Source organism: Streptomyces sp. NRRL WC-3626 (assembly GCF_000718785.1).
GTDB classification, from domain to species: Bacteria; Actinomycetota; Actinomycetes; order Streptomycetales; family Streptomycetaceae; genus Streptomyces; species Streptomyces edwardsiae.
This window is the reverse complement of sequence record NZ_JOCA01000009.1, coordinates 188,535-215,308: the sequence shown is the minus strand read 5'-3', so window position 1 is coordinate 215,308 and position 26,774 is coordinate 188,535. Positions and strand designations below refer to the sequence as shown.

The window sequence follows — 26,774 nt, the reverse complement described above, 5'->3', positions numbered from 1 at the left end:
GGTGGGCGCAGCGGCACCCGGCAAGCGCCGGCGAGTGAGTCCACCCCCGCACTCCGCCGCAGCTGCGGGCAGTCGTGCCGCTGGGGCGGCACGGGTGGGCGCAGCGGCACCCGGCAAACGCCGGCGAGTGAACCCACCCCCGCCCCGCACGGGTCAACGGTGTGGGTGCGGGACGGGGGGGAGCCGCGCGGCCCGGCGCTGACGGGGTGCCGTCGCGCCCACCCGTGCCGCCCTGCGGCACGCCTGCCCGCGGATCGGCGGGGGCACCTGCCCGCGGATCGGCGGGCTGGCCTGCCCGCGGATGGGCGGGGACGCCTGCCCGCGGATCGGCGGCACGCCTGCCCGCGGATGGGCGGGGGCGCCTGCCCGCGGATCGGGCGGCGGAGTGTGGCGGCATGCGCGTGGGCCCGCTCACCGAGTGGTGGGCGGGCCCGGGGGAAGCGGGGCGGAGCTAGTCCGCCAGCGCCGCCTCCGCGTCCAGCGTTGCCGCGACCGCCTGGATCACCGCGGCGATCTTGAACGCCTCCTGCACGACCTCGCGCGACACGTCGGCCTTGCGCAGCACCTGCTCGTGCGAGTCGAGGCACATCCCGCAGCCGTTGATCGCGGAGACGGCGAACGACCAGAACTCGAAGTCGACCTTGTCGACGCCCGGGTTGCCGATGACGTTCATCCGCAGCCCCGCGCGGAGCGTGCCGTACTCGTGGTCCGACAGCAGATGACGCGTCCGGTAGAACACGTTGTTCATCGCCATCACCGCGGCCGCGGCCTTCGCCGCCGTGTACGCCTCCGGCGACAGATTCGCCTTGGCCTCGGGCTCCAGCTCACGCAGCACGATGGGCGAGCGCGAGGCGATCGCGGTCGACAGCACCGTGCCCCACAGCAGCTGGGCCGGCAGGTCGGAGTTGCCGATGACCGAGCCCAGGTTGAGCTTCAGGTCCTTGGCGTAGTCCGGTATACGGGACTTCAGGGAGTCGAGGGACATCCGCGTTCACTCCCCCGACAGCAGCGCGACCGGGTCAAGGGTCTCGTCACCCTTGCTCCAGTTGCACGGGCAGAGCTCGTCGGTCTGCAGGGCGTCCAGGACCCGCAGGACCTCCTTGGGGTTACGGCCGACGGAACCGGCGGTCACCATGGAGAACTGGATCTCGTTGTTCTGGTCCACGATGAACACCGCACGCTTGGCGAAGCCGTCCTCGCCCTCGATGCCGAGGTCGCGCATCAGCTCGTGCCGGGAGTCCGCCATCATCGGGAACGGCAGGTCGCGCAGGTCGTCGTGGTCCTTGCGCCAGGCGTGGTGGACGAACTCGGAGTCGCCGGAGAAGCCGAGGACCTGGGCGTCACGGTCGGCGAACTCGTCGTTCAGCTTGCCGAAGGCGGCGATCTCGGTCGGGCACACGAAGGTGAAGTCCTTGGGCCACGCGAACACGATCTTCCACTTGCCCTCGTAGGTCTTGTGGTCGATCGTCTCGAACTCCTTGCCCTTCTCCAGCGAGACACAGGCCGTCAGTTCGAACTCGGGGAACTTGTCACCGACAGTGAGCACAGGCTCTCCTTGCAGCGAGGAAAACCCCAGGATCGTGGGGATTTCCCATGGGTTGGACTGGAAATGATGTTGGCACACCGTGCATTGATTAGTGAAATAGCTACACTCGGTCGTGTTGATCGGAGGTAGCTATCAGTGACGGTGGGTAACAGGCGTAGACAGCCGAGCCTGGCGCAGCTCCGCGCGTTCGCCGCGGTGGCCGAGCATCTGCACTTCCGGGACGCCGCCGGGGCGATAGGGATGAGCCAGCCGGCGCTGTCCGGGGCCGTGTCGGCGCTGGAGGAGACGCTCGGGGTCACGCTCGTGGAGCGTACGACGCGCAAGGTGCTGCTCTCACCGGCCGGTGAACGGCTCGCCGCCCGCGCCAAGGCCGTACTCGCGGAGGTCGGGGCGCTGATGGAGGAGGCGGACGCGTTGCGTGCGCCGTTCACGGGGGTGCTGCGGCTCGGGGTGATCCCGACCGTGGCGCCGTATCTGCTGCCTACGGTGCTGGGGCTCGTTCATGACCGGTATCCGCGACTGGATCTTCAGGTGCATGAGGAGCAGACCGCGAATCTGCTGGACGGGCTCGCCGGGGGGCGGCTGGATCTGCTGCTGCTCGCGGTGCCGCTGAGGGTGCCCGGGGTCACCGAACTGCCGCTGTTCGACGAGGACTTCGTGCTGGTCACTCCGCTCGAGCATGAGCTCGGGGGGCGGGTGGGGGTGCCTCGGGCGGTGTTGCGGGAGCTGAATCTGCTGTTGCTCGATGAGGGGCATTGCCTGCGGGACCAGGCGCTTGACATCTGCCGGGAGGCGGGGCGGGCGGGGGTGCCGGCGACGACGACCGCGGCGGGATTGTCGACGTTGGTGCAGTTGGTCGCCGGTGGGTTGGGGGTGACGTTGCTGCCGCGGACGGCGGTGCGGGTGGAGACGGCCCGGTCGGTGGGGTTGTTGACCGCGTCGTTCGCGGAGCCGGCGCCGAGTCGGCGGGTCGCGTTGGCGATGCGGACGGGGGCGGCGCGGGGGGAGGAGTACGCGGAGCTTGCTGTGGCGTTGCGGGAGTCGATGCGGGGATTGCCGGTGCGGACGGTGGGGTGACGGGGGAGTTTTCCGCCCCTGTCACCCCTTCCCGTCCCCGGGGGGGGCGATGCCCCCCGGATCCCCGCTCCTCAGAACGCCGGAGGGGCTGAACTCACTCCGTCCGCAAGCCGTCCGGGCGCATCATCCGCAACAGGGGCGGGAGGCTCAGCAGCGTGACCGCCAGGACCACCCCCGCTCCGATGCCCGTCATCTGGAGCACGCTCGTCCAGTCCACCGTGACCGGGGTCGAGGTCATGCGGAGCAGGACCGTGCCCAGGGTCGTGCCCACCGTCGCGGCCAGGAGCAGGCCCAGGCCGATCGGGATCGCCGTCTGCCACAGGACCGACAGGCTCAGGGTGCGCCGGCGGGTGCCGAAGGCGACCAGGGCCGACAACAGCTTGCGGCGTTCACGCAGTTGCTCCAGCTGGGAGACGAGCAGGCTCGCCCCGATCAGCGCCAGCACCGCCACCGCGCCCGCGAACAGGCCCGTACGGATGGAGTCGAAACGCTCGGAGCGTTCCGTGGCGGACCACGTCATCGGCTGGGACATCGGATCGATCTCCGCGGCCGTGTTGCGTACGTGCTCACGCGCGTCCGGCACCGACTCGTCGAGCGCCAGATACAACTGCCCGCGGACCTCCCGCTCGACGGCCGGCGGTACCGATGCCGGGGTCATCAGGAAGCCGCCGCGCTTCGATCCCGTCGGGTCGTCGACGGAGTCGGCCGGGGTCAGGATCTTCGGGAGGGTCCAGACGACGTCCTCACCCCTGTCGCCACCGGGGACGGTGGTCTCCAGATACAGCTTCCGGCCCGGCTTGCTCAGCGCGGGGGTGTCGGTGTCGTACTCGCCGCCGCTGACGGTGAACACGTCCCCGTCCTCGCACCTGGGCAGCTTCGCCACCTCGCGCAGGGCCGAGCAGCCCCCGATGGTCAGCTGGGCGCCGCGTTCCGGCTCGTCCTTCCAGGGTTCGTCGGCGAGGTAGCCCTCGGACAGCGCGTACACCTCGCGTACGCCCTTGGTCTTCTCGAACTTCGCGGCGGTGGACGCCATGTCGGTGCCCTCGGGGACCTGCATCTGCATCTGGGCGCGTGTGGTGTCGTAGCCGGTCGACTTGGTGTAGTCGCCGTCGACGCCGGCGAACAGCATCTGCAGCGCGATCGCGCCGGCCACCGCCACCGCGATGCCGTTGACCATCCGGGCCGCCGCGCCACTGCTCAACTGCAGGCGTCGTACCGCCAGTTGCCAGGAGAGGCTGCCGGCGCCGAGCCGGGCGACGACCGCCTCCACGATCCACGGCAGCAGCGCGGTGATGCCGACGAGGAGGCACATGACGCCGCTGACGACGAGATACTGGTTGAAGTCCCCGCCGTCCCGGCCCTGGCCGATCATCGGCAGCAGCAGGCCGACCCCCGCCAGCGGCAGCAGCAGCCGCCACCAGAGGCGACGCCGTGCGGGCCGTGCCGTACGGACCACGCCCAGGGGCTCGATGACCACGCCGCGCAGTGCGAACAGCGTCACCAGCACCGCGGCCGCCGGTACCGCCACCGCGACGAGGAGCGCCAGCAGCGGGGAGGGGTTGAGATAGCTCGGGAAGACACTGATCCCGAAGACCTCGACCGAGGCCGCCGCCTCCCGCCCGGCCAGGAAGAAGCCGGTGCCGAACACCAGCCCCAGCAGCGCCCCGGCCAGTGCCTCACCGGCGGCGATCCGCCGGGTCATACGGCTGTCGGAGCCGACCAGCCGCAGTGCCGCCAGCCGGCGGTCCCGCCGCTCGCCGCCGAACCGTACGGCCGCGGCGATGAACACGGCGACCGGCATCAGCAGCACCACGAAGACGACCAGTACCAGCAGTACCAGGACCGGGTCCGTCTCCTGCTCCATGGGGTTGGGATTGCCGAAGGCGTCGATACGGGCGGTCAGGGCGTTGTCGATGTGCGGCGCGAGGTCGTCGACGCCCGCGTAGTAGGCGAGTTCCCGGGAGCCGATCAGGCCCTGCTCGCCGATCGTGCCCACGACGTCGTACGGCAGCCGCTCCCGCAGCAGCCGTCCCCCGTCCGAGTCGAGGAGTTCCTTCAGCGCGGGGGAGACCACCATCTCGCCCGGCGCCGGATACTCCCGCAGGCCCGGCGGCAGCGGGGCCTTGTCGCCCTCGGGCTGCACCAGCCGGCCGCGCACCTCCTGGTCCCGGTAGTCGGTGTCGAGATCGGAGATGACCAGGGTGTCGTCGGCCTTCTCGGGGGTCTCCGCGCTGTACGTGTAGTCGAGGCGGGCGTCCCCGCGCCGGTCGCGTTCCGCCAGCGCGCCCGGCAGGGCGGTGGTGAGCAGCAGCAGCGCCACGCCCAGGCCGACGCCGACGGCGGTGAGCAGCGCCCTGATCCAGCCCTCGCGTCCGCCCGAGAAGGCGAACCGGGTGCCCATCGCGAGATCCCGCGCCCACTGCGTCCCGCTCGTACGACCGCTCATACGACGCGCTCCATGTCCCGGGACTTGCCGTCGCGCACGACGACCTCGCGGTCCGAGTACGCGGCCACCCGCGCCTCGTGCGTGACCAGGACGACGGCGGCGTTCGAGGACCGGGCGGCGTCGGTGAGCAGCTCCATCACCCGCTCGCCGTTGAGCGAGTCCAGCGCGCCGGTCGGCTCGTCGGCGAACAGCACACGGGGTCCGGTGACCAGCGCCCGCGCCACGGCGACCCGCTGTCCCTGACCGCCGGAGACCTCGCCGGGCCGCTTGGCGCGGACGTCGTCGACCTCCAGCCGCTCCATCCAGGTCAGCGCGGCCCGCTCGGCCTCCTTGCGGGAGGTGCCGCTCAGCCGCAGGGGGAGGGCGACGTTCTCCACACAGGTGAGCTCCGGGACGAGCTGCCCGAACTGGAAGACGAAGCCGAACTCCGAGCGGCGCAGCGCACTGCGCTCGCCGTCGCTCATGGTGGTCAGCTCACGCCCGTTGTACGTGATCGATCCGGAGTCGGGGGTGACGATGCCGGCGAGACAGTGCAGCAGCGTCGACTTGCCGGACCCGGAGGGGCCCATCACGGCGACGACCTCGCCCGGGTGGATGGAGAACGCGGCGCCGTCGAGGGCGGTGGTCGGGCCGTAGGCCTTGCGCAGGTCCTGTGCCGTCAGCAGGGAACCGGGCGGAATGGGTGTGGTCATCGGATTACCGCCTCACGGAGCTTGTCGAGGCGCGCGGCGGTCAGTTCCAGCCAGCGCAGATCGGCCTCGAGGTGGAACAGGGCGTGGTCGCAGATGAGCTGGTCGGCGAGATCGCCCTTGCGCTTGCGGTCGGTGAGGATCCGCATGCTGCGCAGATGCTCCGAGCGCTGCGTGTCGAGGATGTCGGCGGCGTCCCGGCTGGTGAGCAGGGCGAGGACGACCTTGGTGTAGAGCGTCGACTGGAGGTACGGCTCCGGCTTCTCCGGTGTGGCGAGCCAGCGCTCGACATCCGTGATGCCGGCCTCGGTGATCGCGTACCGCTTGCGCTCGGGGCCGCCGCCGGCCTCGATGCCGTCGACTTCGACGAGGCCGTTCTTGAGGAGGCGGGACATCGTCGAATAGACCTGGCCGTAGTGCAGGGGCCGGTCGTGACCGAACTTCTCGTCGAAGGCGCGCTTCAGGTCGTAGCCGTGGCGTGGGCCGGACTCCAGGAGCCCCAGGAGGGTGTGACCGATGGACATGAGCTGCACTCTACACACGGTGTATACGCGGTGTGTATACGCGGGGTGCGCGGGTGGGTTCGGGGCGTGCGACGCCGCTGGTGGGGCGCGATTGTCACGGTTCTGCTACCGCATATCGATACGGCCCCGCGCCCCTGGGCGGGCTGCTGTGCCGGAGCGGAGGGTCATGGGGTCAGGGTGATGGGGGCCGGGGGCCGCCCTCGGAGTCGCCACGCCCTCCGGGGGCGCCGGGGCCGCCGGGGGTCCCTGGGCCTCCGGCGGCCCGAGGTGGCCGCCCCCTGCGGGGGATCGGGGGTGTGTCGCCGGGGAGGCGGCCCGACTCCGACAGGGCTCGGCGCAGCAGGAACTCGATCTGGGCGTTCGCCGAGCGGAGTTCGTCGTTGGCCCAGCGGGCCAGGGCCTCGTACACCGACGGGTCGAGCCGCAGCAGTACCTGCTTGCGCTGCGGCCGACCCCGGGGGGAGGACGCCGTCACTGGTAGAGCGTCCCGGTGTTGAGGACCGGCTGCGCCGAGCGGTCGCCGCACAGCACCACCATCAGGTTGGACACCATCGCCGCCTTCCGCTCCGGGTCCAGCTCCACGATGTCCTGCTCCTGGATCCGGGCGAGCGCCGACTCGACCATGCCCACCGCGCCCTCGACGATCTGCTGCCGCGCCGCCACGACCGCGCCCGCCTGCTGCCGCTGGAGCATCGCCGACGCGATCTCGGGGGCGTAGGCGAGGTGCGTGAACCGGGACTCGATGATCTGCACGCCGGCCGCCTCCACGCGCGCGTGCAGTTCGACCGCGAGCTTCTCGGTGATCTCCTCGGCGTTGCCGCGCAGCGAGAGGCCGTCCTCGTCATGGGCGTCGTACGGGTACTCGATGGCGATGTGCCGCACGGCCGCCTCGGTCTGGGTGGAGACGAACTCGATGTAGTCGTCCACCTCGAAGGTGGCCTGCGCGGTGTCCTCCACCCGCCACACCACGACCGCGGCCAGCTCGATCGGGTTGCCGTAGGCGTCGTTCACCTTCAGGACGGCGGTCTCGTGGTTGCGTACCCGCGTCGAGATCTTGGTACGCGAGGTGAACGGGTTCACCCAGCGCAGCCCGTCCTGCCGGATCGTGCCCCGGTAGCGGCCGAAGAGCTGCACCACGCGTGCCTCGCCCGGCGCCACCATGTTCAGCCCGCACATCGCGAGGAACGCGGCGATGGCGACCAGGATGCCGGCGATGATCAGCGCGGCCTTGGCGCCCGCCCCGTCGACCGCGCCCGAGGCGGCGATCAGCGCCGCGCCGATGAGCAGCCCGACCATGCCGAGCAGCAGTGCGAGCCCGCCGCCGATGCTGTGCGCCGTGACCTCCCGCACGCGCGGGGCCGGCATCTCCGGCACATCGGCCGTGACCTGCGTGTCGTGAGTGGACATGGGTGATCCCCCGCTCCTCCGGGCGCCTGCCGAACGGCTAGCGCCTTCCTAGCTAAGTGATATCAGATTACCCTCTCCCGGCAACCTTGAACCCCCTTCGAACGTCGGTTCCAGTGGTGCGGGTGCTGATTGTCACGCCCGTAAAGGCCGGATCGGACGCCCTTTGTCACAGCCACCGGTGTTAGCTTTCCAAGCTGACCTCGGCGGCGAACTGGTGTGGCGGCTGAGCACACACGAACGAAGCGGAGCGGAACGGACGCATGGGACGAGCGGAAGAAAGACGCGCACGACAGCGCGGTGGGCGCCGAGCGGCACCCAAGGGCCGCTCCTCGGACGGGACCGGCCGCAGCGGCATACGCCGCCTCTTCACCTGGAAGAAGATCCTCGGCACGTTCTTCGGCCTCTGCCTGCTCGGCATGGGCGCCTTCATCGTGCTGTACATGGTGATCGACATCCCCGAGGGGAACGCCGACGCCGAACTCCAGGGCAACGTCTACAAGTACAGCGACGGCTCGATCATGGCCCGCCGGGGCTACAACCGCGAGATCGTCGACCTCGCCAAGGTGCCCAAGGAAGTCCAGCGCACCTTCGTCGCCGCCGAGAACAAGTCCTTCTACAAGGACTCCGGCGTCGACCTCAGGGGCACCACGCGCGGTCTGCTCAACACGGTCTCCGGCAAGGGCGCGCAGGGCGGTTCGACGATCACCCAGCAGTACGTCAAGAACTACTACCTGACGCAGGAACAGACCGTCACCCGCAAGCTCAAGGAACTGGTCATCTCCCTGAAGCTGGACCGGGAGAAGTCCAAGGACTACATCCTCGCCGGCTACATCAACACCAGCTACTACGGCCGCGGCGCCTATGGAATCCAGGCCGCCGCGCAGGCCTACTACCGTGTCGACGCCGAGGACCTGAACGTCCAGCAGGGCGCGTACCTCGCCGCACTGCTCCAGGCGCCGAACCAGTACGACTGGGCGATCGCCAGCGACACCGGCAAGCGGCTCGTCCAGGAGCGCTGGAACTACGTCCTGGACAACATGGTCGAGCAGGACTGGCTGGACGGGGCCGACCGCCGGGGCCTGAAGTTCCCGGTTCCCAAGGAGCCGAAGGCCGCCCCCGGTCTCGAGGGCCAGACCGGTTACCTGGTCGAGGCCGCCAACGCCGCGCTCAAGCAGCAGCTCGTCGAGCAGGGCACCGCCGAGGACCTGGAACAGGCCAAGGCCATGGTCGACCTCGGCGGCTACACCATCACGCTGAACATCGACAAGAAGAAGCAGAAGGCGCTGGAGCAGGCGGTCAAGGAGAAGCTCACCAGCAAGCTCGACCCGAAGAAGCGCGACGTCGACGCCGACGTCCAGGCCGGTGCCGCCTCCGTCGACCCGAAGACGGGCGCGGTCGTGGCGATGTACGGCGGTGTGGACTACGTCAAGCACTACCGCAACAACGCCACCCGCGACGACTACCAGCCCGCCTCCACCTTCAAGCCGGTGATCCTCGCCGCGGCCGTGGACCAGGACGCCGAGACCCAGGACGGCGTGCCGATCACGGCGAACACGCTGTACGACGGCACCAGCGGGCGCCCCGTGATGGACGGCACCAGGAAGGTCGGCTTCTCACCGCCCAACGAGGACGACCGGGACTACGGCGACATCGACGTGCAGGAGTCGATGAACAAGTCCGTCAACTCGGTCTTCGCGCAGATGGGCATCGACGTCGGCATGACCGAGGTGGTGAAGGTCGCGGGCGAACTCGGCATGGAGACCGAGGGCATGGCCCCGCTGCCCGCGCAGACCCTCGGCACCATGGGCGCGAGCCCGCTGGAGATGGCCGGCGTCTACGCCACCCTCGACAACCACGGCAAGAAGGTCACCCCGGCGGTCGTGAAGTCGGTCGAACACAAGGACCGCCAGGTCGAGTTCCCGGACCCGATCGGCGACCAGGTGATCAGCCGCGAGGCCGCCGACACGGTGACCTCCGTACTGACCGGTGTGGTCGACGACGGTACGGCCCGGGTGTCCGTGAAGGAGAACCCGCTGCGCGACGGCCAGGTGGTCGCCGGCAAGACGGGCACGTCCGACAACAACAAGTCGGCCTGGTTCACCGGCTTCACCCCCGGACTGGTCACCTCGGTCGGCCTGTTCGGCGAGGACCCCAAGAGCGGCAAGCAGGTCCCGATGTACGAGGCGGCCGGCGTCGACTACCGCGTCAACGGCGGTGGCCCCCCGGCGGAGATCTGGGCCGCGTACACCTTCGGTGTCATGGACGAGGTCACCAAGTTCGACCTGGACACCAAGCAGGGCGCCGCGGTGAAGCCGAGCAAGTCCCCGTCGGTGTCGCAGTCGCCGTCCCAGACGCCGAGCAACGAGCCGACGAGCGAGGCACCGACCACCGAGGCGCCGCCGGAGACCTCCGCACCGCCGACGTCCGAGGCACCGAGCCCGCCGCCGACGTCGGAGGCGCCGCCGACCCCGCCCACCTCCGGACCGCCGACCACCGAGGCCCCGGGTGGCGACGACGACCCGGAGAACGCCGACGCGGAACGGTAGACAACGAAAAAGGGGCGCCCGGTGTGACCAGCACACCGGGCGCCCCTTCTCGTACGCCCGTTCAGCCGCGGTTCAGCTCGAACCACACCACCTTGCCCGTGCTCAGCCGGGTCGCGCCCCAGCGCCGGGCCAGCCGGTTCACCAGGTACAGCCCGCGCCCGCCCTCGTCCGTGGCGCGCGCCTGCCGCAGCCGGGGCAGCTGCGGCACGTCGTCACCGACCTCGCAGCGCAGCACGTCGGTACGCAGCAGCCGCAGCGTGACCGGCCGCGTCGCATACCGCACCGCGTTCGTCACCACCTCACTGACCAGCAGCTCCACCGAGTCGCTCAGCTCCTCCATGCCCCAGCGGGACAGCGCCCGCCGGGCGAGACGGCGGGCCCGGCCGGGGGCCGCGTCCTCCGGCTCCAGGAACCAGTACGCCACATCGCTCGGCGCGATCCCGTCGAAACGGGCGGCGAGCAGCGCGATGTCGTCGTCCCGGTCGCCCGGACCGAGCATGTCGAGCACCTCGTCGCACAGCGCCTCGAGCGGCGGCGGATGGTCGGGGCCGGTCAGCTGCGCGGTCGCGGCGAGCTTCTCCCGCAGCTGCTCGATCCCGGTCCACACGTCCCGCAGCCGGGACTCCACCAGACCGTCCGTGTACAGCAGCAGGGTCGCCCCGGCGGGCGCGTCCAGCTCCACGGCCTCGAAGTCCACCCCGCCCACACCGATCGGCGCGCCCGCGGGCACCCGCAGCACCTCGGCGCGGCCGCCCAGCTCCAGCAGGACCGGCGGCGGATGTCCGGCGTTGGCGATGGTGATGCGGTGCGCTACCGGGTCGTACACCGCGTAGAGGCAGGTCGCCATGCGGTCCACGCCGAGCCGCTGCGCCTGTTCGTCGAGGTGGTGCAGCACCTCCTGCGGCGGCAGGTCGAGCCCGGCGAGGGTCTGCGCGGTGGTACGCAGCTGGCCCATGATCGCCGCCGAGGTCATGGAGTGCCCCATGACGTCACCGACGACCAGCGCGACCCTGCTGCCGGGCAGCGGGATCGCGTCGTACCAGTCGCCGCCCACCCGCGCGGTCTCGGCGGCCGGCAGATACCGGGACGCCAGCCGTACGCCGGTGCAGCGCGGCAGGTTCTCCGGCAGCATCGTGCGCTGCAGCTCGTCCGCGATGTACGCCTCCCGCCCGTACAGCACCGCCTTGTCGATGCCGAGGGCGCTGTGCGTGGCGAGCTGGGCCGCGACCAGCAGATCGTCGGCCTCGAACGGGATGCGCTCCGGACGGCGCAGGAACAGCGCCGCGCCGATCACCCGCCGCCGCCCGCGCAGCGGCGCGAGGACCGCCCGCTGCCCGTCCGGTACGGCCGACGCGCCCTCCTCGCCGAGGAGCTCGGGCAGCGCGGCCCGCGCGGCGGGCGCGTCCGTGAACACCGGCCGCACCCCGCGCAGCACCTCGGCGAGCGCACTGCCGGGCCGTACGGTGCACAGCTCCGCGCCGACCGAGTCCAGCTCGGACGGCTGCTCCGGCGGGGCGATCGGGGCGAACCCGCCGTCGGTGTCCCGCTCGGCCGGGATCCGGTCGGTGCGGCGCAGCCGCAGCACCAGCGGGCCCGTGGGCCGCTCGTCGCCGACCGGCAGCGGATCACGCAGATAGACCAGGATCGCGTCGGAGAAGGTGGGCACGGTGGCCCGGCACAGCCCCATCACGATCTCGTCCAGGTCGATGCCGCGGGCGATCCGCCGGGTCGCGGCGCCCACGAACCGCAGCCGGTCCCCGTCCCGCCGCATCGGCGTGGGCCGCCCCGGCTGGGCGATCTGCCCGGTGCGGCGCTCCCTGCCGTCGGGCCGCCCGTGATCGGCGGCCGGCTGCACCGGGATGCCCTCGGGCGCCGGACGCGGCCGGTGGGTGTCGGGGCCCGCGCCCTGGCCGGCACCCGGCTGGGAGTGCTCGGAGCCGGGCTCCGTCGCCGGGTCCTGCCCCGTACCGCCGGGTGTCACGGTGTCCGGCGAGGCGGGAGGCTCACCGCCGGAACGGCTCTGCAGAGGTAAAGCGGCTCCGGCGCCCGGCACACGCAGGAGCGCCCCGCGAGGATCCGCGGGGTCGGCGCCCGGCTGCGGGCGCTCGAAGGAGGTCGGCTGCTCCGTCACGCGTGTCGAGTCCATCCGTCCGGCGCACGCCGTGCGCGCGGTTCGTCCCGCCGAAACTCCGATACCCGGAATACCTGCCCCCGGAACGGATTTCCCGCGTGGTCAGAGGTTGTGCCTGCTGCGCCGGCCGGCCGATGCCCGCCGGCGCCGGTGTTTCCGTACCCCTCGCTCACGTCCTGCCGCCCCTCGGTGACGATCGGTCAAGCCCGTTCTGCTCTCCGGTGGTTGCTGCCCCGCGCCTTGCGGAGGACGATCCTACGTTTCCCGCCCGGGGGTGCAGCAAGGGTCTCACGAGGACACTTGCGCGGGAGTGCGGTCCCAGTCCTGTGGCAGTGACGGTACCGCCCATGACGGATCGGGGCGCCAGTTCTCCCACCCGTCCGAGAACGGCGGCCCCCAGGCCTCGATCACCGCCACCGCGGCCCGCCCGGCCTCCCGCACCCTTTTGGCCAGCGCGGAGTCCACCAGACCGTCCCGCCGGGCCTGCGCGAACTCGTCCTCGTCGAGCCAGCGCCAGCTGCGGTCCGGGTGCACGGAGATGTCCAGGAAATGATCCTCGGAGTCCACCCCGCCCGCCCAGCGGACCATCGGCTCCTCCAGATTCACGTACCAGTTCTTGAAGCGCCAGCCCGGATTCCAGAACAGCCACACCGACCAGGGCTCGCCGGGCCGGACCAGCTTCAGCACACCGGTGCCGGACCAGCGGTCCCGCCGTACCGTGCGCGGCTTGGTGTACCGGGTGCCCAGCGGCTCCTGGTGCACCGGCGACCCGTCGGCGAGCACCGGCTTCACACACTCGGTCCCGGGCGCCATCCACACCGCGAGCAGCCCGTCGTCGTCGCGCACGACCGTGACGGGGCGCGCGATGTGGACGCGCGGGCCGCCGTTCTCCCGGTACCGCCACAGGATCCGTGTCCCGGGCGCCCAGTGGCCCGTCGTGCCGTCGGTGTCCTCGCGCACAGTTGCTCCGTCCTCCGCCATGGCCAGATATGAGAGTGCCATGGCCATACGACGCCGCTTTCCCCGTCACGGTTCACACGCACCGGGGAGCCGTTTCACGGCCTTGTCATCCGCAGGACGTCCAGCGCCGCGTCGAGCTGCTCGACGGTGAGGTCGCCGCGTTCGACGTAGCCCCCCTCCAGGACCACCTGACGAATGGTCCTCCGCTCGGCCAGCGACTTCTTGGCGACCTTGGCGGCCTCCTCGTAGCCGATGTACTTGTTGAGCGGGGTGACCACCGACGGCGAGGACTCGGCGTACTCCCGGGCGCGTTCGCGGTCCGCGACGACGCCGTCGACCGTGCGGTCGGCCAGCAGCCGGGAGACGTTCGCGAGCAGCCGCACCGACTCCAGCACGTTCTTCGCGATGACCGGCAGCATGACGTTGAGCTCGAAGTTCCCGGAGGCGCCCGCCGCGGCGACCGTCGCGTCGTTGCCGGTGACCTGCGCGCAGACCATGAGCACGGCCTCCGGGATCACCGGGTTGACCTTGCCGGGCATGATCGAGGAGCCGGGCTGCAGGTCGGGCAGGCTGATCTCCGCGAGGCCGGTGCGCGGCCCGGACGCCATCCAGCGCAGATCGTTGGCGATCTTCGTCAGCCCGACGGCGATGGTCCGCAGCTGCCCGCTGGTCTCCACGATGCCGTCCCGGGCGCCCTGCGCCTCGAAGTGGTCGCGTGCCTCGGTCAGCGGCAGCCCGGTCGCGCGGGCGACCTCCTCGATCACGGCGGCGGAGAACCCGGGCGGGGTGTTGATACCGGTACCGACGGCGGTCCCGCCCAAGGGCAGCTCGGCGAGGCGGGGCAGGGAGGCGTTCAGACGCTCGATCCCGTACCGCACCTGGGCCGCGTACCCGCCGAACTCCTGGCCCAGCGTGACCGGTGTGGCGTCCATCAGATGCGTACGCCCGGACTTCACGACGTCGGCGAACTCCTCCGACTTGCGCTCCAGGGACGCGGCGAGATGGCCGAGCGCCGGGATCAGATCACGGGTGACGGCGGCGGTCGCGGCGATGTGGAGCGACGACGGGAAGACGTCGTTGGACGACTGCGAGGCGTTGACGTGGTCGTTCGGGTGCACGTCCCGTCCCAGCCGCTCGGTGGCGAGCGTGGCGACGACCTCGTTGGTGTTCATGTTGGACGAGGTCCCGGAGCCGGTCTGGAACACGTCCACGGGGAAGTGCTCGTCCCAGCGCCCCTCGGCGACCTCACCGGCCGCCTCCTGGATCGCCTCCGCGATGTCCTCGTCCAGCACCCCCAGCCGGGCGTTCACCTTCGCGGCGGCGCCCTTGATCCGGGCGAGGGCCTCGATGTGGGCGCGCTCCAGGCGCTGCCCGGAGACGGGGAAGTTCTCCACGGCGCGCTGCGTCTGCGCGCGCCACTTGGCGTCGGCCGGTACCCGTACCTCCCCCATGGAGTCGTGCTCGACGCGGTAGTGCCGGTCGTCGTCCGTGGTCGTCATCGTCGTACCTCCGAAGAGCACAGCAGCGGTCCCCGACGAGCGTATTCCCGTACGAAGGCCGCCGCCCCGCCGCAGAGGGATCACGGCGGGGCGGAGCACCCGTGGGGGGTGGTCAGTCGCTCTCCAGCGTGACGTCGTCCACGACGAAGCCCGTCTGCAGAGAGGAGTCCTCGGTGCCGGTGAAGGTCAGGGTGACCGTCTGGCCCGCGTACGCCGACAGGTCCACCGACCGCTGCGCGTAACCGCTGCCGGCGTCGGCGTTGGACAGCGTGGCGAGCGTGGTGGAACCGGCCTTCACGGTGAACCGGTCGTACGGCGTCGAGCCGGTCTCGTCGGTGTCGATGTGCAGCCAGTAGCGCAGCTCGGCCCGCGCGCACCCGGCCGGCACGGTCACCGACTGGCTGATCGACTCGGTACGGGTCGAGCCGTACCCCGACAGCCAGGCGAACCGGGTGCCGGTGTGCGCGGACTGGCCCGAGTGCGCGCCGATGGCTCCGGTACTCCCGGTCCACGGCGAAGTCCCGCTCTCGAAACCGCCGTTGGCGACCACTCCGGCGGTGTCGCAGGTGCTGCCGGTGCCGGTGTCCACGGCCCGCTGCCACAGGGTGTACGCGATGCCGTCGGACGCGCGGTCCAGGCCGGTGGTGTTGATGTTGGTGAGCGTGTCGCAGGAGGAGTGGTAGCAGGGGTCGTACGCCCGGCTCGCCGTCCCGCCCCACTTGGCGGCCTGCGCGGAGGTCTTCCGCGCGCTGGCTCCCATCGCGTAACCGGAGGTGGGGATGGAGTACTGCTCGAACGAGTAGTCGTCGCTGCGGCCGGCGCCCTCGGTGTTCTCCTCGGGCTGGAGGCCCAGCGAGTCCCAGTACGCCTTCATCGGCGCGGCGGCCGAGGAGGTGATGTGGTTGATGAAGTAGCCGCCGTTGGTGGAGGCGATCATGTCGAAGTTGTAGTACGCCTTGATCTTCGAACGCTCGGTCGAGGACAGTGAACGCACATAGAAGTCGGACCCGTTGAGCCCCTGCTCCTCGTCGGTCCACCAGGCGAAGCGGACCCGGTTGCGCATGGCCGGGTTCTGCTGGGCGAGCGTCAGGGCGTTCTCGAGCAGGGCGGCGGAGCCGGAGCCGTTGTCGTTCATACCGGGGCCGGCCGAGACGCTGTCGAGGTGGGCGCCGAACATGTACACGTTGTTGGCGTCGCCCTTGAGCCACTCGGCGATCAGGTTGGGCCCGGCGCCGCTGGTGCAGCCGGAGGTGCAGGGCTGCTCGGTGACGGTGTAGCCGGCGGCCTGAAGCCTGCCCTTCACATAGGCGACGGAGTCGTCGTAACCCTGGTTCGTGGAGCGGCGGTTGCCGCCGTTCCTGGAGGCTATGGCGCTGAGTTCGGTGAGGTGCGCCTTCACCTTGTTCACGTCGACGTCGGGTGCGGCGAGGGTGTCCGCGGTGGGGGTGGTGGCCGCGGCGGGGAGTGTGCCGCTGCCGAGCACGACGGCGAGGGCGATGCCCGCGATGGCGAGTCTTCGGTTCACCTGGTCTCCTCGGGGATTGACATGGCATGTGCATGTCGGAGCGCCGAGAAGACTCACAGTGTTGGTTGAGCGAGTCAACGGAACGGGCGGGCTGACAACGAGGTTGTCCGAAAGCGGTACTCGAAGTCCGCTATGCGGAGAGGTGGAGTCCTCAACCCCGTCCGGCGAAGATCAGCCCCTCCGGCGTTTGAGGAGCGGGGTCCGGGGCGGAGCCCCGGGGTGGGACGGGAAAGGGCGGCGGGGGCGGAGAACCACCCCAGCCGCCCCGCGGGAGCGAACGCGCGCTACACCAGCCCGGGCCCCCGCACGGGAATCGACGTGAACGTCGGCTGCTGCGGCGAAGGATCCTGGAAGAAGTCATTCCCCTTGTCGTCGACGACGATGAACGCGGGGAAGTCCTCCACCTCGATCCTCCACACCGCCTCCATCCCCAGCTCCTCGTACTCGACGACCTCCACCTTCTTGATGCAGTCCTGGGCCAGCCGGGCCGCGGGCCCACCGATGGACCCCAGATAGAACCCGCCGTGCGCGTCACACGCGGACGTGACCTGCTGGGACCGGTTCCCCTTCGCCAGCATCACCTTGGACCCGCCCGCCGCCTGGAACTGCTCGACGTACGAGTCCATCCGCCCGGCCGTCGTCGGCCCGAACGACCCCGACGCGTACCCCTCGGGCGTCTTGGCGGGCCCGGCGTAGTACACGGGATGGTCCTTCAGGTACTGCGGCATGGACTCACCCGCGTCCAGCCGCTCCTTGATCTTCGCGTGCGCGATGTCCCGCGCCACGACCAGCGGCCCGCTCAGCGACAGCCGCGTCTTGACCGGGTACTTGGTCAGTTCGGCGAGGATGTCGTCCATCGGCTGGTTGAGATCGATCCTGACGACGTCGCCCTCGGACTCCAGCTGCTCGTCCGTCGTCTCCGGCAGGAACCGCGCCGGATCCGTCTCCAGCTGCTCCAGGAACACACCCTCGGCGGTGATCTTCGCGACGGCCTGCCGGTCCGCCGAGCAGGACACCGCGATGGCGACCGGACACGACGCCCCGTGCCGGGGCAGCCGCACCACCCGCACGTCGTGGCAGAAGTACTTGCCGCCGAACTGCGCCCCGATCCCGATCCGCTGGGTCAGCTCGAAGACCTTCTCCTCCAGCTCCTTGTCCCGGAAGCCGTGCCCGAGCTCCGACCCCTCGGAGGGGATCTCGTCCAGGTAGTGCGCGGAGGCGTACTTCGCGGTCTTCAGCGCGTACTCGGCCGACGTACCGCCGACGACGATCGCCAGGTGGTACGGCGGACAGGCGGCCGTGCCCAGCGAACGGATCTTCTCCTCCAGGAACTTCATCATGGAGGCCTCGTTCAGGACGGCCTTCGTCTCCTGGTACAGGAACGACTTGTTGGCCGAGCCGCCGCCCTTCGCCATGAAGAGGAACTTGTAGGCGCCGCCGTCGGTGGCGTACAGCTCGATCTGCGCCGGGAGGTTGGAACCGGTGTTCTTCTCCTCCCACATGGTGAGCGGAGCCATCTGGGAGTAGCGCAGGTTCAGGTTCTTGTAGGCGTCGTAGATGCCCTTGCTCAGGGCCTCCTCGTCGCGCCCGGACGTCAGCACGTTCTGCCCGCGCTTGCCCATGACGATCGCCGTACCGGTGTCCTGGCACATCGGCAGCACGCCCGCCGCCGCGATGTTCGCGTTCTTCAGCAGGTCCAGCGCCACGAACTTGTCGTTGGACGACGCCTCGGGGTCGTCGATGATGCGGCGCAGCTGCGCCAGGTGGGCGGGGCGCAGATAGTGCTGGATGTCGTGGACGGCCTCCTCGGCGAGCTTGCGCAGCGCCTCCGGCTCCACCCTGAGGAACGTCCGTCCGTCGGCCTCGAAGGTGGAGACACCTTCGGAGGTCACCAGCCGGTAGGGGGTGGTGTCCTCTCCCATGGGGAGCAGATCGGCGTACTCGAACTCAGGCATCTCGCCCATTCCTCACTCGACGGAAGACCGCCCGCCTCCATCGGCGGGCGCTCACCAGCGTAGGACCTGCCGCCGGCGGTGAACTTGTGAGGTTGTCCTCAGTTGTCCCCGCCGGGGGGTAGTCGCGATCTATCGCGTTTGGGTACGCTGCTGTCGTGGACCTTCAGAAGCACGCCCAGCAGCCGGACACGGCACCGCGGACGGCCGAGCTGCGCGCCTCCGACGCCGACCGGGACCGTATCGCCGACCTCCTGCGCGAGGCCCTCGCCGAGGGCAGGCTCACCGCCGACGAGCACGCCGAGCGCGTCGAGGGCGTGCTGGCCGCCAAGACGGTCGGCGAGCTGGACGTGTTCGTCCGGGACCTGCCGATAGCCCACGAGCGGCGCACGGCCCCCGCCTCCGCGCCCAGCCGCCCCACGACGGGCGCGATACCGATGGACGCGGATGACAACGTCGTCGCGGTGTTCAGCGCCGCCGCCCGCAAGGGCCGCTGGCGCACGGGCCGCCGTATCCACGCGTACGCGATCTTCGGCAGTGTCGACATCGACCTCAGCGAGGCGCTGTTCGACCACCAGCAGGTCATGATCAAGTCGTACGCCGTCTTCGGCAGCGTCGACATCCGCGTCCCGGAGAACGTGTCGCTGCGCGGCATGGGCGGCGGTGTGCTCGGCTCCTTCGAGGTGGACACACTCAACGCGACCGATGACGAGGCCCCGGTGGTCTTCGTCGACGGCTGGGCGGTGCTGGGCAGCATCGAGGCGCGGCCCAGGCGCGGCCGGCTGGTGGCGGACATCCTGGACCGGGTGCAGCGCAAGGTCGACAAGAGCATGCGCAGGCATCTGGGCCACTGAGGGCTGCCCTACGGCCGTGGCGCCGCCGGGAGTTCGACCGTGACGCGGAGTCCGCCGGCGGGGTGCGGGACGAGGGTGAGCGTTCCGCCGTGTGCCCGGGTGATGGACCTGACGATGGCCAGGCCGAGGCCGACACCCGCGTGATCGGTGTGGACGCGCTCGGTGCCGCGCTGGAAGGGCTCGGTGAGGGTCGGGACCCGCTCCGGGGCGACCGGCTCGCCGGTGTTCTCCACGGTGAGCACCACGCTCGTCGGGCGGATCCAGGTGCTCACCCACACGCCGCCCCCGTCCGGCAGGTTGTGGACGATCGCGTTGTGCATGAGGTTCGTGGTCAGCTGGAGCAGGAGCGCCGGCGAGCCGATCGTGGGCGTGATGTCGCCGTCGGCCGCCAGGGTGACGCCGTGCTTCTCGGCGAGGGGGAGGAGTGTCTCCGCGGCCTCCTCCGCGACGAGGGACAGATCGACGTGTTCCCGGGTGAAGGACTGCCGGTTGGCCCGGCTGAGCAGGAGCAGCGCCTCGGTGAGGTCGATGGCCCGGGTGTTGACGGTCTGGAGGCGGTCCAGGATCGCGTCGGTGTCCTGTGACGGATCGGTGCGGGCCACGTCGAGGAGCGACTTCGAGATGGCCAGCGGGGTGCGCAGTTCGTGCGAGGCGTTGGCCGCGAACCTCTGCTGCTCGGCGAGGTGTGCCTCCAGCCGGGCGAGCATCGTGTCGAAGGCGTCGGCGAGTTCGCGGAACTCGTCCTGGCGGCCCGGCAGCCGGATGCGGTGCGAGAGCGACCCCATGGCGGCCGTGCGGGTGGCGTCGGTGATACGGGCCAGCGGCGCGAGCATGCGCCCGGAGAGGATCCAGCCCCCGAGGAGGCCGAACACCAGCAGGAACAGCATGAGCCAGGCCGCCACGGGCGTGAAACCGCGGATGAAGCTGGTGCCCGGTCCGGCTTGCCACGCGCCCTGCTCGTTGGTCCGCAGCCATCCCTGCCGCACCAGGAACACACCCACGGCGGCGAGCAGCAGCGCCCCGGCGAGCATGAGGAACCCGGCATAGCTGAGGGTGAGCTTGAGGCGGACGCTCAGCCCGGGCGGCCTACCCACCGCCCTCTCCCTCGTCCGTGACGTTCCTGGTGTCGATGCGGTAGCCGACGCCGGGCACGGTGGCGATGAGCCAGGGTTCGCCGAGCCGCTTGCGCAGCGCGGAGACCGTGATGCGTACGGCGTTGGTGAACGGGTCGGCGTTCTCGTCCCAGGCCCGCTCCAGGAGCTTCTCGGCGCTGACGACACCGCCGTTCGCGGCGACGAGGACCTCGAGCACCGCGAACTGCTTACGCGTGAGCGCCACATAGCGCCCGTCCCGGTAGACCTCGCGGCGGAACGGGTCCACGCGCAGCCCCGCGATCTCCCGCACCGGGGGCCGGGCGTGCGCACGCCTGCGGTCGAGCGCCCTGAGCCTCAGCGCGAGCTCCCGCAGTTCGAAGGGTTTCGTGAGGTAGTCGTCGGCGCCGAGGCCGAACCCGGACGCCTTGTCGTCGAGACGGTCGGCCGCGGTGAGCATCAGGATCGGCATACCGCTGCCGGAGGCGACGATGCCCTTGGCGATCTCGTCACCGGAGGGGCCGGGGACGTCGCGGTCGAGGACGGCGATGTCGTAGGTGTTGACGCTCAGCAGCTCCAGCGCGGTGTCGCCGTCGCCCGCGATGTCGGCGGCGATCGCCTCCAGCCGCAGACCGTCGCGGATGGCTTCCGCCATATAGGGCTCGTCCTCGACGATCAGCACACGCATGGCTCCCAGGCTACGAGCGGTCGCATATCGCCGGCGTATCGAAAACCACATACGCGCCGGCAACACGGGACCGCCTTGACTGGCGGCATGCATCCACCCGCACCAGTGAACGAACAGGGGCCTGCGGCAGTCCGGCCCGTCCGGCCTTCCGCCGGCGAAGCACCGTCCGCCCCGCGCCGGGCGGTGCGCGCCCTCGCCACGCCCGGCCCATGGAAGCGCGGCCTGGTGCTCGCGGTGTGCGCGGTGCTGCTGGGTCTGCTCCTGTCGCTGCACGCGTCGGTCACGGACCGCGCGGGCCTCGGCAGCCTGGTGGAGACCTTCCTGCCGTGGTTCGGCCTGCTCGTCCCCCTGCTGCTGGCAGGGGCGCTGTGGCGGCGCTCCGCCTCCGCGGTGGTCGCGCTGCTGCTGCCCGCCGTGACCTGGCTGACCCTCTTCGGCGGACTGCTCGTCGACAAGTCCCACCCGGCCGGGGACACGGACCTCACCGTGGTGGGGCACAACGTCGGCGCGGGCAACCCCGATCCGGCCGGCACCGCCCGCGACCTGGCCGGCTCCGGGGCGGACGTGCTCGCCCTGGTGGAGCTGACCCCGGAGGCCGTGGAGACGTACGAGAAGGGCCTGGCGGAGGCGTACCCGTACCACACGGTGCAGGGGACGGTCGGGGTCTGGAGCAGGCTGCCGCTGTCGGAGACCCGGCCGATCGACATCCTGAACGCCGGGCCGCTGGCCGCCACCAAACTCGCCGACGAGGTCTGGGATTTCAACCGGGCCCTGCGCACCACGGTGACCACGGACCGGGGACCGCTGGCGGTGTACGTGGCCCATCTGGGATCCGTACGGCTGATGCCCCGAGACGGTTTCTGGACGGTAAGCCGGGACCGCAACGCGGGTGAGTTCGCCGAGGCCGTCGCCGCCGAGCGCAACGAGCGGATGGTGCTGCTCGGCGACCTGAACGGCACGACGGACGACCGCGCGCTCGACGGCGTCACCTCGGGCCTCCGCTCGGTCCAGACCGAGGCCGGGGACGGCTTCGGCTTCACCTGGCCGGCCCGGTTCCCGGTGGCGCGGATCGACCACATCCTGGTCCGCGGGGTGACGGCGACGAGCTCCCGGGTACTGCCGGCCACCGGCAGCGACCACCTGCCGGTGGCGGCCGGCATCGGCTGGTGATCCCGCGCGGACCCGGGCCATGGCTCAGTGCATAGGCGCGCGTACATCGGGTAAGCCTTGCTGCATCGTGTCTCGCTTGCGAAGCCGTCGTCAGGAGTAGACCGTGCTGCAACCGCCGCATTCGTCCCTGCAGATAGCCGCCGTTCCGGCCCGGCGAGCGGCAGCGCCGGACAGGGACCAGGACGCCCCCTGGCACACCGAGGCGGTGTGCCGGCGCGACGAGGCGGGTCTGTTCTTCGCACCCTCGAAGGAACCCACGGCCGCCCGGCTCTCCCGCGAGGAGGCGGCGAAGCGCGTCTGCGCCCGCTGTCCCGTGATGGTCGAGTGCCGCGAGCACGCCCTGCTCCAGCCCGAGCCGTACGGCGTCTGGGGCGGCCTTACCGCCGCGGAACGCCGGGTGGTCCTGGCCCGCCGCAGGCGCCGCGAGATAGAACTGAAGAAGTCCCCCCGCCAGGGCCCCATAGCGGCAGCGGGCTGACCCCCACCCCCACCAGGGCACCCCCTCCGCACAGGGGGCGCCCGGTCACGCCCGGCCGGGACCACCTACCCAGGCGCGCGAGCGCTCCCCCGCACAAGGGAGCGCCTTACAACGCCGGCCGGCATCAGCCCCCTAGGGGCGCGGGGCCGTGACATCTGCGGCTCCGCCGCGCCGGCGCGACAAGCCCCACCACACCCCCACTCACCAACAAGCGGCGCCTCACTTCGCGCGATCGAAATCAACCGCGCTATAGGCCCGCAGCTTGGACAGCCGGTGCTCGGAATCAATCCTCCGCACCGTGCCCGACTTCGACCGCATCACGATGGAATCGGTCGTAGCCGTCTCCGGCCGGTACCGGACCCCCCGCAGCAGCTCCCCGTCCGTGATCCCCGTAGCCACGAAGAACACGTTCTCCCCCGCGACGAGGTCGTCGGTGGTCAGCACCCGGTCCAGATCGTGCCCCGCGTCCAGCGCCCGCTGCCGCTCCTCCTCGTCCTTCGGCCACAGCTTCCCCTGGATCGTCCCGCCCAGGCACTTCACCGCGCACGCCGAGATGATGCCCTCCGGCGTCCCGCCGATACCGAGCAGCAGATCGATGCCCGTCCCCTCGCGCAGCGCGAGGATCGAGCCCGCCACATCCCCGTCGGAGATCAGCTTGATCCGCGCCCCGGTCTCCCGGATCTCCTTGATGATCCCCTCGTGCCGGGGCCGGTCCAGGATCACCACGGTGACGTCCTCCGGCGTGACCCGCTTCGCCTTCGCGACCCGCCGGATGTTCACATTCACCGGCGCGTTGATGTCGACGAAGTCGGCCGCCTCCGGCCCGGTGACCAGCTTGTCCATGTAGAAGACGGCCGACGGGTCGAACATCGACCCGCGCTCCGCGGCCGCCAGCACCGCGATCGCGTTCGTCATGCCCTTGGCCGTCAGCGTCGTACCGTCGATCGGGTCGACCGCGATGTCGCACTCGGGCCCGGTCCCGTCCCCCACGCGCTCCCCGTTGAAGAGCATCGGGGCCTCGTCCTTCTCACCCTCGCCGATGACGACGACGCCGTTCATCGAGACGGTGGAGACGAGGGTGCGCATGGCGCGCACCGCGGCGCCGTCCGCGCCGTTCTTGTCCCCGCGTCCCACCCAGCGCCCGGCGGCCATGGCCGCGGCCTCGGTCACCCGTACCAGCTCCAGGGCGAGGTTGCGGTCGGGGGCCTCGGAGGGGACATCGAGCTCGGACGGCAGGTGATGGTGTTCGGTCATCGGAGCGCACCTTTCTGTACGACGACGGCCGGATGAGGGTCGGAGCACGACTCTATCGCCAGTCCGACAATATGAGCAGGGCCCCCCACGGATGAGCGCCCCGGCGGCCTGCGACGATAGGAGGCGTGGCAGGAACGAACAGCATGCAGAAGACCGCCCGGGACATGATCTTTTCCATGGTCCTGATCGTGCTCGCCGCGGGAGTGATCTGGCTGTTCATCCCGCACGAGGACGGCGAACCCGACATCAAGCGGGTCGACTACCGGGTCGACCTGCTCACGGCCCGCCGGGCCGCCTCCTACCCCGTGGCCGCGCCCGAGGGCCTGCCGGAGGCGTGGAAGCCCACCTCCGTCCGCTACAAGGGCGCCGAGTCCGAGGCCTGGCACCTCGGCTACCGCACCCCGGAGGGGGAGTACGTGGCGGTCGAGCAGTCCACCGGCAAGCGGTCGGCGTTCATCGAGGACAAGACGCAGGGCGCCGAGAAGACCGACGCCACGCAGCGGATCGACGGGCGGACCTGGACGCGCTACGAGGGCGACCACTACGACGCGCTGGTGCTGGAGGGCACCGACGGCGCGACCACCGTGGTCACCGGCACGGCATCGCCCGGCGAGCTGACGGCGATGGCGGAGGCGCTCCGCACGGAGTGAACGACACGGAGTGAACGAAAAGGGGCCCCGCCATCCGGCGGGGCCCCTTTTCCTGTTCGTCCGTCCGGACTCAGACGGACGTCACGACCTGCTCGTACTCCAGTCGCGGAGAGCGCGGGTACCACGCGTCCGGACCGGGGCGGCCGATGTTGACGATCATCAGCGGGGTGTGGTCGTCGTCGAGGAACTCCTTGCGGACGCCCTCGTGGTCGAAGCCGGACATCGGGCCGGCGGCCAGACCGGCGGCGCGCACGCCGACGATGAAGTAGGCGGCCTGGAGGCCGGCGTTCATCGCCGCGGAGCTCTCCCGGACCGGGCGCTCGCCGAAGACGGCGTCCTTGGCCTGCGGGAAGTGCGGGAAGAGGTGCGGCAGCTCCTCGTGGAACTCGTTGTCCGCGGAGAGGATCGCGACCAGCGGGGCGGTGGCCGTCTTGGCCCGGTTGCCCTCGGCCATGTGCGGGACGAGGCGCTCACGGGCCTCGGCGGAGCGGACCAGCGTGACGCGCAGCGGCGACTGGTTCATGGCGGTGGGACCGTACTTGACCAGCTCGTAGATCGCCCGCACCTGCTCATCGGTCACCGGTTCGTCGGTGAACGTGTTGGCGGTGCGCGCCTCACGGAACAGCAGGTCCTGGGCGGCGGGGTCAAGGGCGAGAGGCATGCGGGAACCTTCTTGGGGATACGTCGGCCCGTCTGTCCGTGTAGGAACCACGGACCGGTTGACAGGTCCGACCGTACGCCTATGAAGTTCAACTCTCAACTAAATCTGGACCCTGGTGATCCGCTTCACAGCGCCTTGCCGTCTCCTTCCTCTTCCTCCTCCGCGAGCGCCGCGTCCAGCCGCGCCCGCGCCCCGTCCAGCCAGCGCCGGCACACCCTGGCCAGCTCCTCGCCCCGCTCCCAGAGCGCGAGGGACTCCTCCAGCGTCGTCCCGCCCGCCTCCAGCCGCCGTACGACCTCGATCAGCTCGTCCCGCGCCTGCTCGTACCCGAGCGCCCCGGCCGCCGCCGTCTGCTCCGTCTTGCTGGTCATCCGCCCACCCTAAACATCGACTCGGACAGTGAACTCGCCCTCGGACACCCGCGCCCGCAACGCCTCACCGGCCTCCACCTCGTCCGGCCCGCGCACCGCGTGCCCGTCCGCCCGCTGCAGCACCGCGTACCCCCGCTTCAGCGTCGCGGCGGGGGAGAGGGCCACCACCCGCGCGTGGGTGTGCGTCAGCTCGGAGTCGGCCCGGTCCAGCTGATGCCGCAGGGTGCGCCGGCCCCGCTCCAGCAGCGCCGTCACCTCCTCCGCGCGGGCGTCCAGCATCCGGTGCGGGTCCTGTATCGAGGGCCGGGCCAGCGCGTGCGCCAGCCCCCGCTCCTCCCGGTCCAGCAGCCCCTGGACACAGCGCCGGGCACGGTCGCGCAGCATCCGTACCCGCTCGTACTCCTCGCCCACGTCCGGCACCACCTTCTTGGCGGCGTCGGTCGGCGTGGAGGCGCGCAGGTCGGCGACATGGTCGAGGAGCGGATTGTCCGGCTCGTGCCCGATCGCCGAGACGACCGGCGTACGGCACGCCGCCACCGCCCGCACCAGCTGCTCGTCGGAGAACGGCAGCAGATCCTCCACGCTGCCGCCGCCGCGCGCGACGATGATCACGTCCACGTCGTCGAGCGCGTCGAGCTCCTTCACGGCCTGCACGACCTGCGGTACCGCGTGCACCCCCTGCACGGGCACATTGCGCACCTCGAAGCGCACGGCAGGCCACCGGTGCCGCGCGTTCTCCAGCACATCCCGCTCCGCCGCCGACGCCCGCCCGCACACCAGCCCGATCAGCTGCGGCAGGAACGGCAGCGGCTTCTTGCGCTCCGGCGCGAACAGGCCCTCCCGCGCGAGCGACTTCTTCAGCTGCTCGAGCCGCGCCAGCAGCTCCCCGACCCCCACCGGCTTGATCTCGGCGGCCCTCAGCGACAGCTGCCCGCGCGGCGCGTACCACTCCGGCTTGCAGTGCACCACCACCCGCGCGCCCTCGCTCACCACGTCCGCGACGGCGTCGAACACCTGCCGGTAGCAGGTCACGCCCACGGAGATGTCGTGCGACGGGTCGCGCAGCGTCAGGAACACCACCCCGGCGCCCGGCCGCCGGGACAGCTGGGTGATCTGCCCCTCGACCCATACCGCGCCGAGCCGGTCGATCCAGCCGCCGATCAGCCGTGACACCTCGCCGACGGGCAGCGGCGCTTCCGCGGACGTGTTGAGAGCCATGTCCGCGAGAGTAGTGCGCCCCACTGACAACGCACCG

24 protein-coding genes are annotated in these 26,774 nt (G+C 70.9%); 6 read left to right on the top strand and 18 right to left on the bottom strand.

Translation table 11 applies throughout. The features are described 5' to 3' along the window. Window positions 1-451 precede the first annotated feature (451 nt). Together IF28_RS0116745 and IF28_RS0116740 are read right to left on the bottom strand one after the other, a co-directional pair. Entirely contained in the window at window positions 452-985 is a 534-nt protein-coding gene (locus IF28_RS0116745) for an alkyl hydroperoxide reductase (protein WP_030220364.1), read from the bottom strand. Window positions 986-991: 6 nt separating this feature from the next. Next, a complete protein-coding gene (locus IF28_RS0116740; RefSeq protein WP_030220361.1) occupies window positions 992-1,546 on the bottom strand; it encodes a peroxiredoxin in 555 nt (184 codons plus the stop codon). 135 nt (window positions 1,547-1,681) lie between these two features. On the opposite strand from IF28_RS0116740, the gene IF28_RS0116735 reads away from it, so the two are divergent. Further along, on the top strand, window positions 1,682-2,623 hold the full coding sequence (locus tag IF28_RS0116735; protein WP_078621213.1) for a LysR substrate-binding domain-containing protein: 942 nt from the start codon (window positions 1,682-1,684) through the stop codon (window positions 2,621-2,623). A gap of 94 nt (window positions 2,624-2,717) precedes the next feature. On the opposite strand, the gene IF28_RS0116730 is transcribed toward IF28_RS0116735, so the two are convergent. The 5 genes from IF28_RS0116730 to IF28_RS0116715 all read right to left on the bottom strand — a co-directional run bounded on the left by IF28_RS0116730 (window position 2,718) and on the right by IF28_RS0116715 (window position 7,689). Beyond that, window positions 2,718-5,069 (bottom strand): ABC transporter permease, encoded by a 2,352-nt coding sequence (locus IF28_RS0116730; RefSeq protein ID WP_037893420.1) that lies wholly within the window; start codon window positions 5,067-5,069, stop codon window positions 2,718-2,720. After that, the gene (locus tag IF28_RS0116725; protein ID WP_030220352.1) at window positions 5,066-5,761 is read right to left on the bottom strand and encodes an ABC transporter ATP-binding protein; all 696 of its coding nucleotides are present in this window, start codon (window positions 5,759-5,761) and stop codon (window positions 5,066-5,068) included. The genes IF28_RS0116730 and IF28_RS0116725 overlap by 4 nt, the downstream gene beginning before the upstream one ends. Further along, a complete protein-coding gene (locus tag IF28_RS0116720; protein ID WP_030220349.1) occupies window positions 5,758-6,282 on the bottom strand; it encodes a PadR family transcriptional regulator in 525 nt (174 codons plus the stop codon). The genes IF28_RS0116725 and IF28_RS0116720 overlap by 4 nt, the downstream gene beginning before the upstream one ends. 172 nt (window positions 6,283-6,454) lie before the next feature. Beyond that, window positions 6,455-6,757, bottom strand: a complete 303-nt coding sequence (locus IF28_RS37810; RefSeq protein WP_078621211.1) for a hypothetical protein — start codon at window positions 6,755-6,757, stop codon at window positions 6,455-6,457. Then, entirely contained in the window at window positions 6,754-7,689 is a 936-nt protein-coding gene (locus IF28_RS0116715; RefSeq protein WP_030220347.1) for an SPFH domain-containing protein, read from the bottom strand. The genes IF28_RS37810 and IF28_RS0116715 overlap by 4 nt, the downstream gene beginning before the upstream one ends. Window positions 7,690-7,949: 260 nt before the next feature. On the opposite strand from IF28_RS0116715, the gene IF28_RS0116710 reads away from it, so the two are divergent. Then, window positions 7,950-10,235 carry a transglycosylase domain-containing protein gene (locus tag IF28_RS0116710; protein WP_030220344.1) on the top strand — a complete coding sequence of 762 codons (2,286 nt, stop codon included), beginning with the start codon at window positions 7,950-7,952 and terminating at the stop codon, window positions 10,233-10,235. Window positions 10,236-10,296: 61 nt separating this feature from the next. Here IF28_RS0116710 and IF28_RS0116705 read toward each other — a convergent pair whose 3' ends face one another. From IF28_RS0116705 to IF28_RS0116685, 5 genes are all read right to left on the bottom strand, one after another. Then, window positions 10,297-12,381 (bottom strand): SpoIIE family protein phosphatase, encoded by a 2,085-nt coding sequence (locus IF28_RS0116705; RefSeq protein ID WP_030220342.1) that lies wholly within the window; start codon window positions 12,379-12,381, stop codon window positions 10,297-10,299. A 273-nt stretch (window positions 12,382-12,654) separates the two neighbouring features. Further along, window positions 12,655-13,347 carry a DUF402 domain-containing protein gene (locus IF28_RS0116700; RefSeq protein ID WP_030220340.1) on the bottom strand — a complete coding sequence of 231 codons (693 nt, stop codon included), beginning with the start codon at window positions 13,345-13,347 and terminating at the stop codon, window positions 12,655-12,657. 74 nt (window positions 13,348-13,421) lie between these two features. Further along, complete coding sequence (locus IF28_RS0116695) at window positions 13,422-14,825, bottom strand: class II fumarate hydratase (RefSeq protein WP_030220338.1); 1,404 nt, start codon at window positions 14,823-14,825, stop codon at window positions 13,422-13,424. 112 nt (window positions 14,826-14,937) lie between these two features. Continuing rightward, window positions 14,938-16,350, bottom strand: a complete 1,413-nt coding sequence (locus IF28_RS0116690; protein ID WP_030220336.1) for a M28 family peptidase — start codon at window positions 16,348-16,350, stop codon at window positions 14,938-14,940. Window positions 16,351-16,634: 284 nt separating this feature from the next. After that, on the bottom strand, window positions 16,635-18,314 hold the full coding sequence (locus IF28_RS0116685; protein WP_030220334.1) for a fumarate hydratase: 1,680 nt from the start codon (window positions 18,312-18,314) through the stop codon (window positions 16,635-16,637). A 146-nt stretch (window positions 18,315-18,460) separates the two neighbouring features. On the opposite strand from IF28_RS0116685, the gene IF28_RS0116680 reads away from it, so the two are divergent. Next, window positions 18,461-19,156 (top strand): DUF1707 SHOCT-like domain-containing protein, encoded by a 696-nt coding sequence (locus IF28_RS0116680; protein ID WP_030220332.1) that lies wholly within the window; start codon window positions 18,461-18,463, stop codon window positions 19,154-19,156. Window positions 19,157-19,164: 8 nt separating this feature from the next. Here IF28_RS0116680 and IF28_RS0116675 read toward each other — a convergent pair whose 3' ends face one another. Next, on the bottom strand, window positions 19,165-20,250 hold the full coding sequence (locus IF28_RS0116675; protein WP_030220330.1) for a sensor histidine kinase: 1,086 nt from the start codon (window positions 20,248-20,250) through the stop codon (window positions 19,165-19,167). Next, window positions 20,243-20,935, bottom strand: a complete 693-nt coding sequence (locus IF28_RS0116670; RefSeq protein WP_030220328.1) for a response regulator transcription factor — start codon at window positions 20,933-20,935, stop codon at window positions 20,243-20,245. The genes IF28_RS0116675 and IF28_RS0116670 overlap by 8 nt, the downstream gene beginning before the upstream one ends. Window positions 20,936-21,022: 87 nt before the next feature. On the opposite strand from IF28_RS0116670, the gene IF28_RS0116665 reads away from it, so the two are divergent. Both IF28_RS0116665 and IF28_RS0116660 read left to right on the top strand, forming a co-directional pair. Further along, window positions 21,023-22,105 carry an endonuclease/exonuclease/phosphatase family protein gene (locus tag IF28_RS0116665; RefSeq protein WP_078621209.1) on the top strand — a complete coding sequence of 361 codons (1,083 nt, stop codon included), beginning with the start codon at window positions 21,023-21,025 and terminating at the stop codon, window positions 22,103-22,105. Window positions 22,106-22,208: 103 nt separating this feature from the next. Continuing rightward, on the top strand, window positions 22,209-22,583 hold the full coding sequence (locus tag IF28_RS0116660) for a WhiB family transcriptional regulator (RefSeq protein ID WP_030220323.1): 375 nt from the start codon (window positions 22,209-22,211) through the stop codon (window positions 22,581-22,583). 219 nt (window positions 22,584-22,802) lie between these two features. On the opposite strand, the gene glpX is transcribed toward IF28_RS0116660, so the two are convergent. Further along, window positions 22,803-23,837, bottom strand: coding sequence for a class II fructose-bisphosphatase (gene glpX / locus IF28_RS0116655; protein ID WP_030220320.1), 1,035 nt, complete (start codon window positions 23,835-23,837; stop codon window positions 22,803-22,805). 143 nt (window positions 23,838-23,980) lie between these two features. Here glpX and IF28_RS0116650 point away from each other — a divergent pair, with 143 nt between their 5' ends. Further along, window positions 23,981-24,487 carry a DUF4245 domain-containing protein gene (locus IF28_RS0116650; RefSeq protein ID WP_030220317.1) on the top strand — a complete coding sequence of 169 codons (507 nt, stop codon included), beginning with the start codon at window positions 23,981-23,983 and terminating at the stop codon, window positions 24,485-24,487. Between the two features lie 70 nt (window positions 24,488-24,557). Here IF28_RS0116650 and IF28_RS0116645 read toward each other — a convergent pair whose 3' ends face one another. From IF28_RS0116645 to xseA, 3 genes are all read right to left on the bottom strand, one after another. After that, window positions 24,558-25,148, bottom strand: coding sequence for a malonic semialdehyde reductase (locus IF28_RS0116645; RefSeq protein WP_030220313.1), 591 nt, complete (start codon window positions 25,146-25,148; stop codon window positions 24,558-24,560). Window positions 25,149-25,273: 125 nt separating this feature from the next. Continuing rightward, on the bottom strand, window positions 25,274-25,519 hold the full coding sequence (locus tag IF28_RS0116640; protein ID WP_030220310.1) for an exodeoxyribonuclease VII small subunit: 246 nt from the start codon (window positions 25,517-25,519) through the stop codon (window positions 25,274-25,276). A 9-nt stretch (window positions 25,520-25,528) separates the two neighbouring features. After that, window positions 25,529-26,737: an exodeoxyribonuclease VII large subunit gene (gene xseA, locus IF28_RS0116635; protein ID WP_030220308.1), complete on the bottom strand. Its 1,209-nt coding sequence runs from the start codon at window positions 26,735-26,737 to the stop codon at window positions 25,529-25,531. Between the last annotated feature and the right edge of the window lie 37 nt (window positions 26,738-26,774).

Excerpts from the sequence above, each read along its gene's own strand:
- IF28_RS0116745 (WP_030220364.1), bottom strand. The coding sequence starts at position 985 with ATGTCCCTCGACTCCCTGAAGTCCCGTATACCGGACTACGCCAAGGAC.
- IF28_RS0116730 (WP_037893420.1), bottom strand. The coding sequence starts at position 5,069 with ATGAGCGGTCGTACGAGCGGGACGCAGTGGGCGCGGGATCTCGCGATG.
- IF28_RS0116725 (WP_030220352.1), bottom strand. The coding sequence starts at position 5,761 with ATGACCACACCCATTCCGCCCGGTTCCCTGCTGACGGCACAGGACCTG.
- IF28_RS0116720 (WP_030220349.1), bottom strand. The coding sequence starts at position 6,282 with ATGTCCATCGGTCACACCCTCCTGGGGCTCCTGGAGTCCGGCCCACGC.
- IF28_RS0116715 (WP_030220347.1), bottom strand. The coding sequence starts at position 7,689 with ATGTCCACTCACGACACGCAGGTCACGGCCGATGTGCCGGAGATGCCG.
- IF28_RS0116710 (WP_030220344.1), top strand. The coding sequence starts at position 7,950 with ATGGGACGAGCGGAAGAAAGACGCGCACGACAGCGCGGTGGGCGCCGA.
- IF28_RS0116705 (WP_030220342.1), bottom strand. The coding sequence starts at position 12,381 with ATGGACTCGACACGCGTGACGGAGCAGCCGACCTCCTTCGAGCGCCCG.
- IF28_RS0116700 (WP_030220340.1), bottom strand. The coding sequence starts at position 13,347 with ATGGCGGAGGACGGAGCAACTGTGCGCGAGGACACCGACGGCACGACG.
- IF28_RS0116695 (WP_030220338.1), bottom strand. The coding sequence starts at position 14,825 with ATGACGACCACGGACGACGACCGGCACTACCGCGTCGAGCACGACTCC.
- IF28_RS0116685 (WP_030220334.1), bottom strand. The coding sequence starts at position 18,314 with ATGGGCGAGATGCCTGAGTTCGAGTACGCCGATCTGCTCCCCATGGGA.
- IF28_RS0116670 (WP_030220328.1), bottom strand. The coding sequence starts at position 20,935 with ATGCGTGTGCTGATCGTCGAGGACGAGCCCTATATGGCGGAAGCCATC.
- IF28_RS0116665 (WP_078621209.1), top strand. The coding sequence starts at position 21,023 with ATGCATCCACCCGCACCAGTGAACGAACAGGGGCCTGCGGCAGTCCGG.
- glpX (WP_030220320.1), bottom strand. The coding sequence starts at position 23,837 with ATGACCGAACACCATCACCTGCCGTCCGAGCTCGATGTCCCCTCCGAG.
- IF28_RS0116650 (WP_030220317.1), top strand. The coding sequence starts at position 23,981 with ATGCAGAAGACCGCCCGGGACATGATCTTTTCCATGGTCCTGATCGTG.
- IF28_RS0116645 (WP_030220313.1), bottom strand. The coding sequence starts at position 25,148 with ATGCCTCTCGCCCTTGACCCCGCCGCCCAGGACCTGCTGTTCCGTGAG.
- IF28_RS0116640 (WP_030220310.1), bottom strand. The coding sequence starts at position 25,519 with ATGACCAGCAAGACGGAGCAGACGGCGGCGGCCGGGGCGCTCGGGTAC.
- xseA (WP_030220308.1), bottom strand. The coding sequence starts at position 26,737 with ATGGCTCTCAACACGTCCGCGGAAGCGCCGCTGCCCGTCGGCGAGGTG.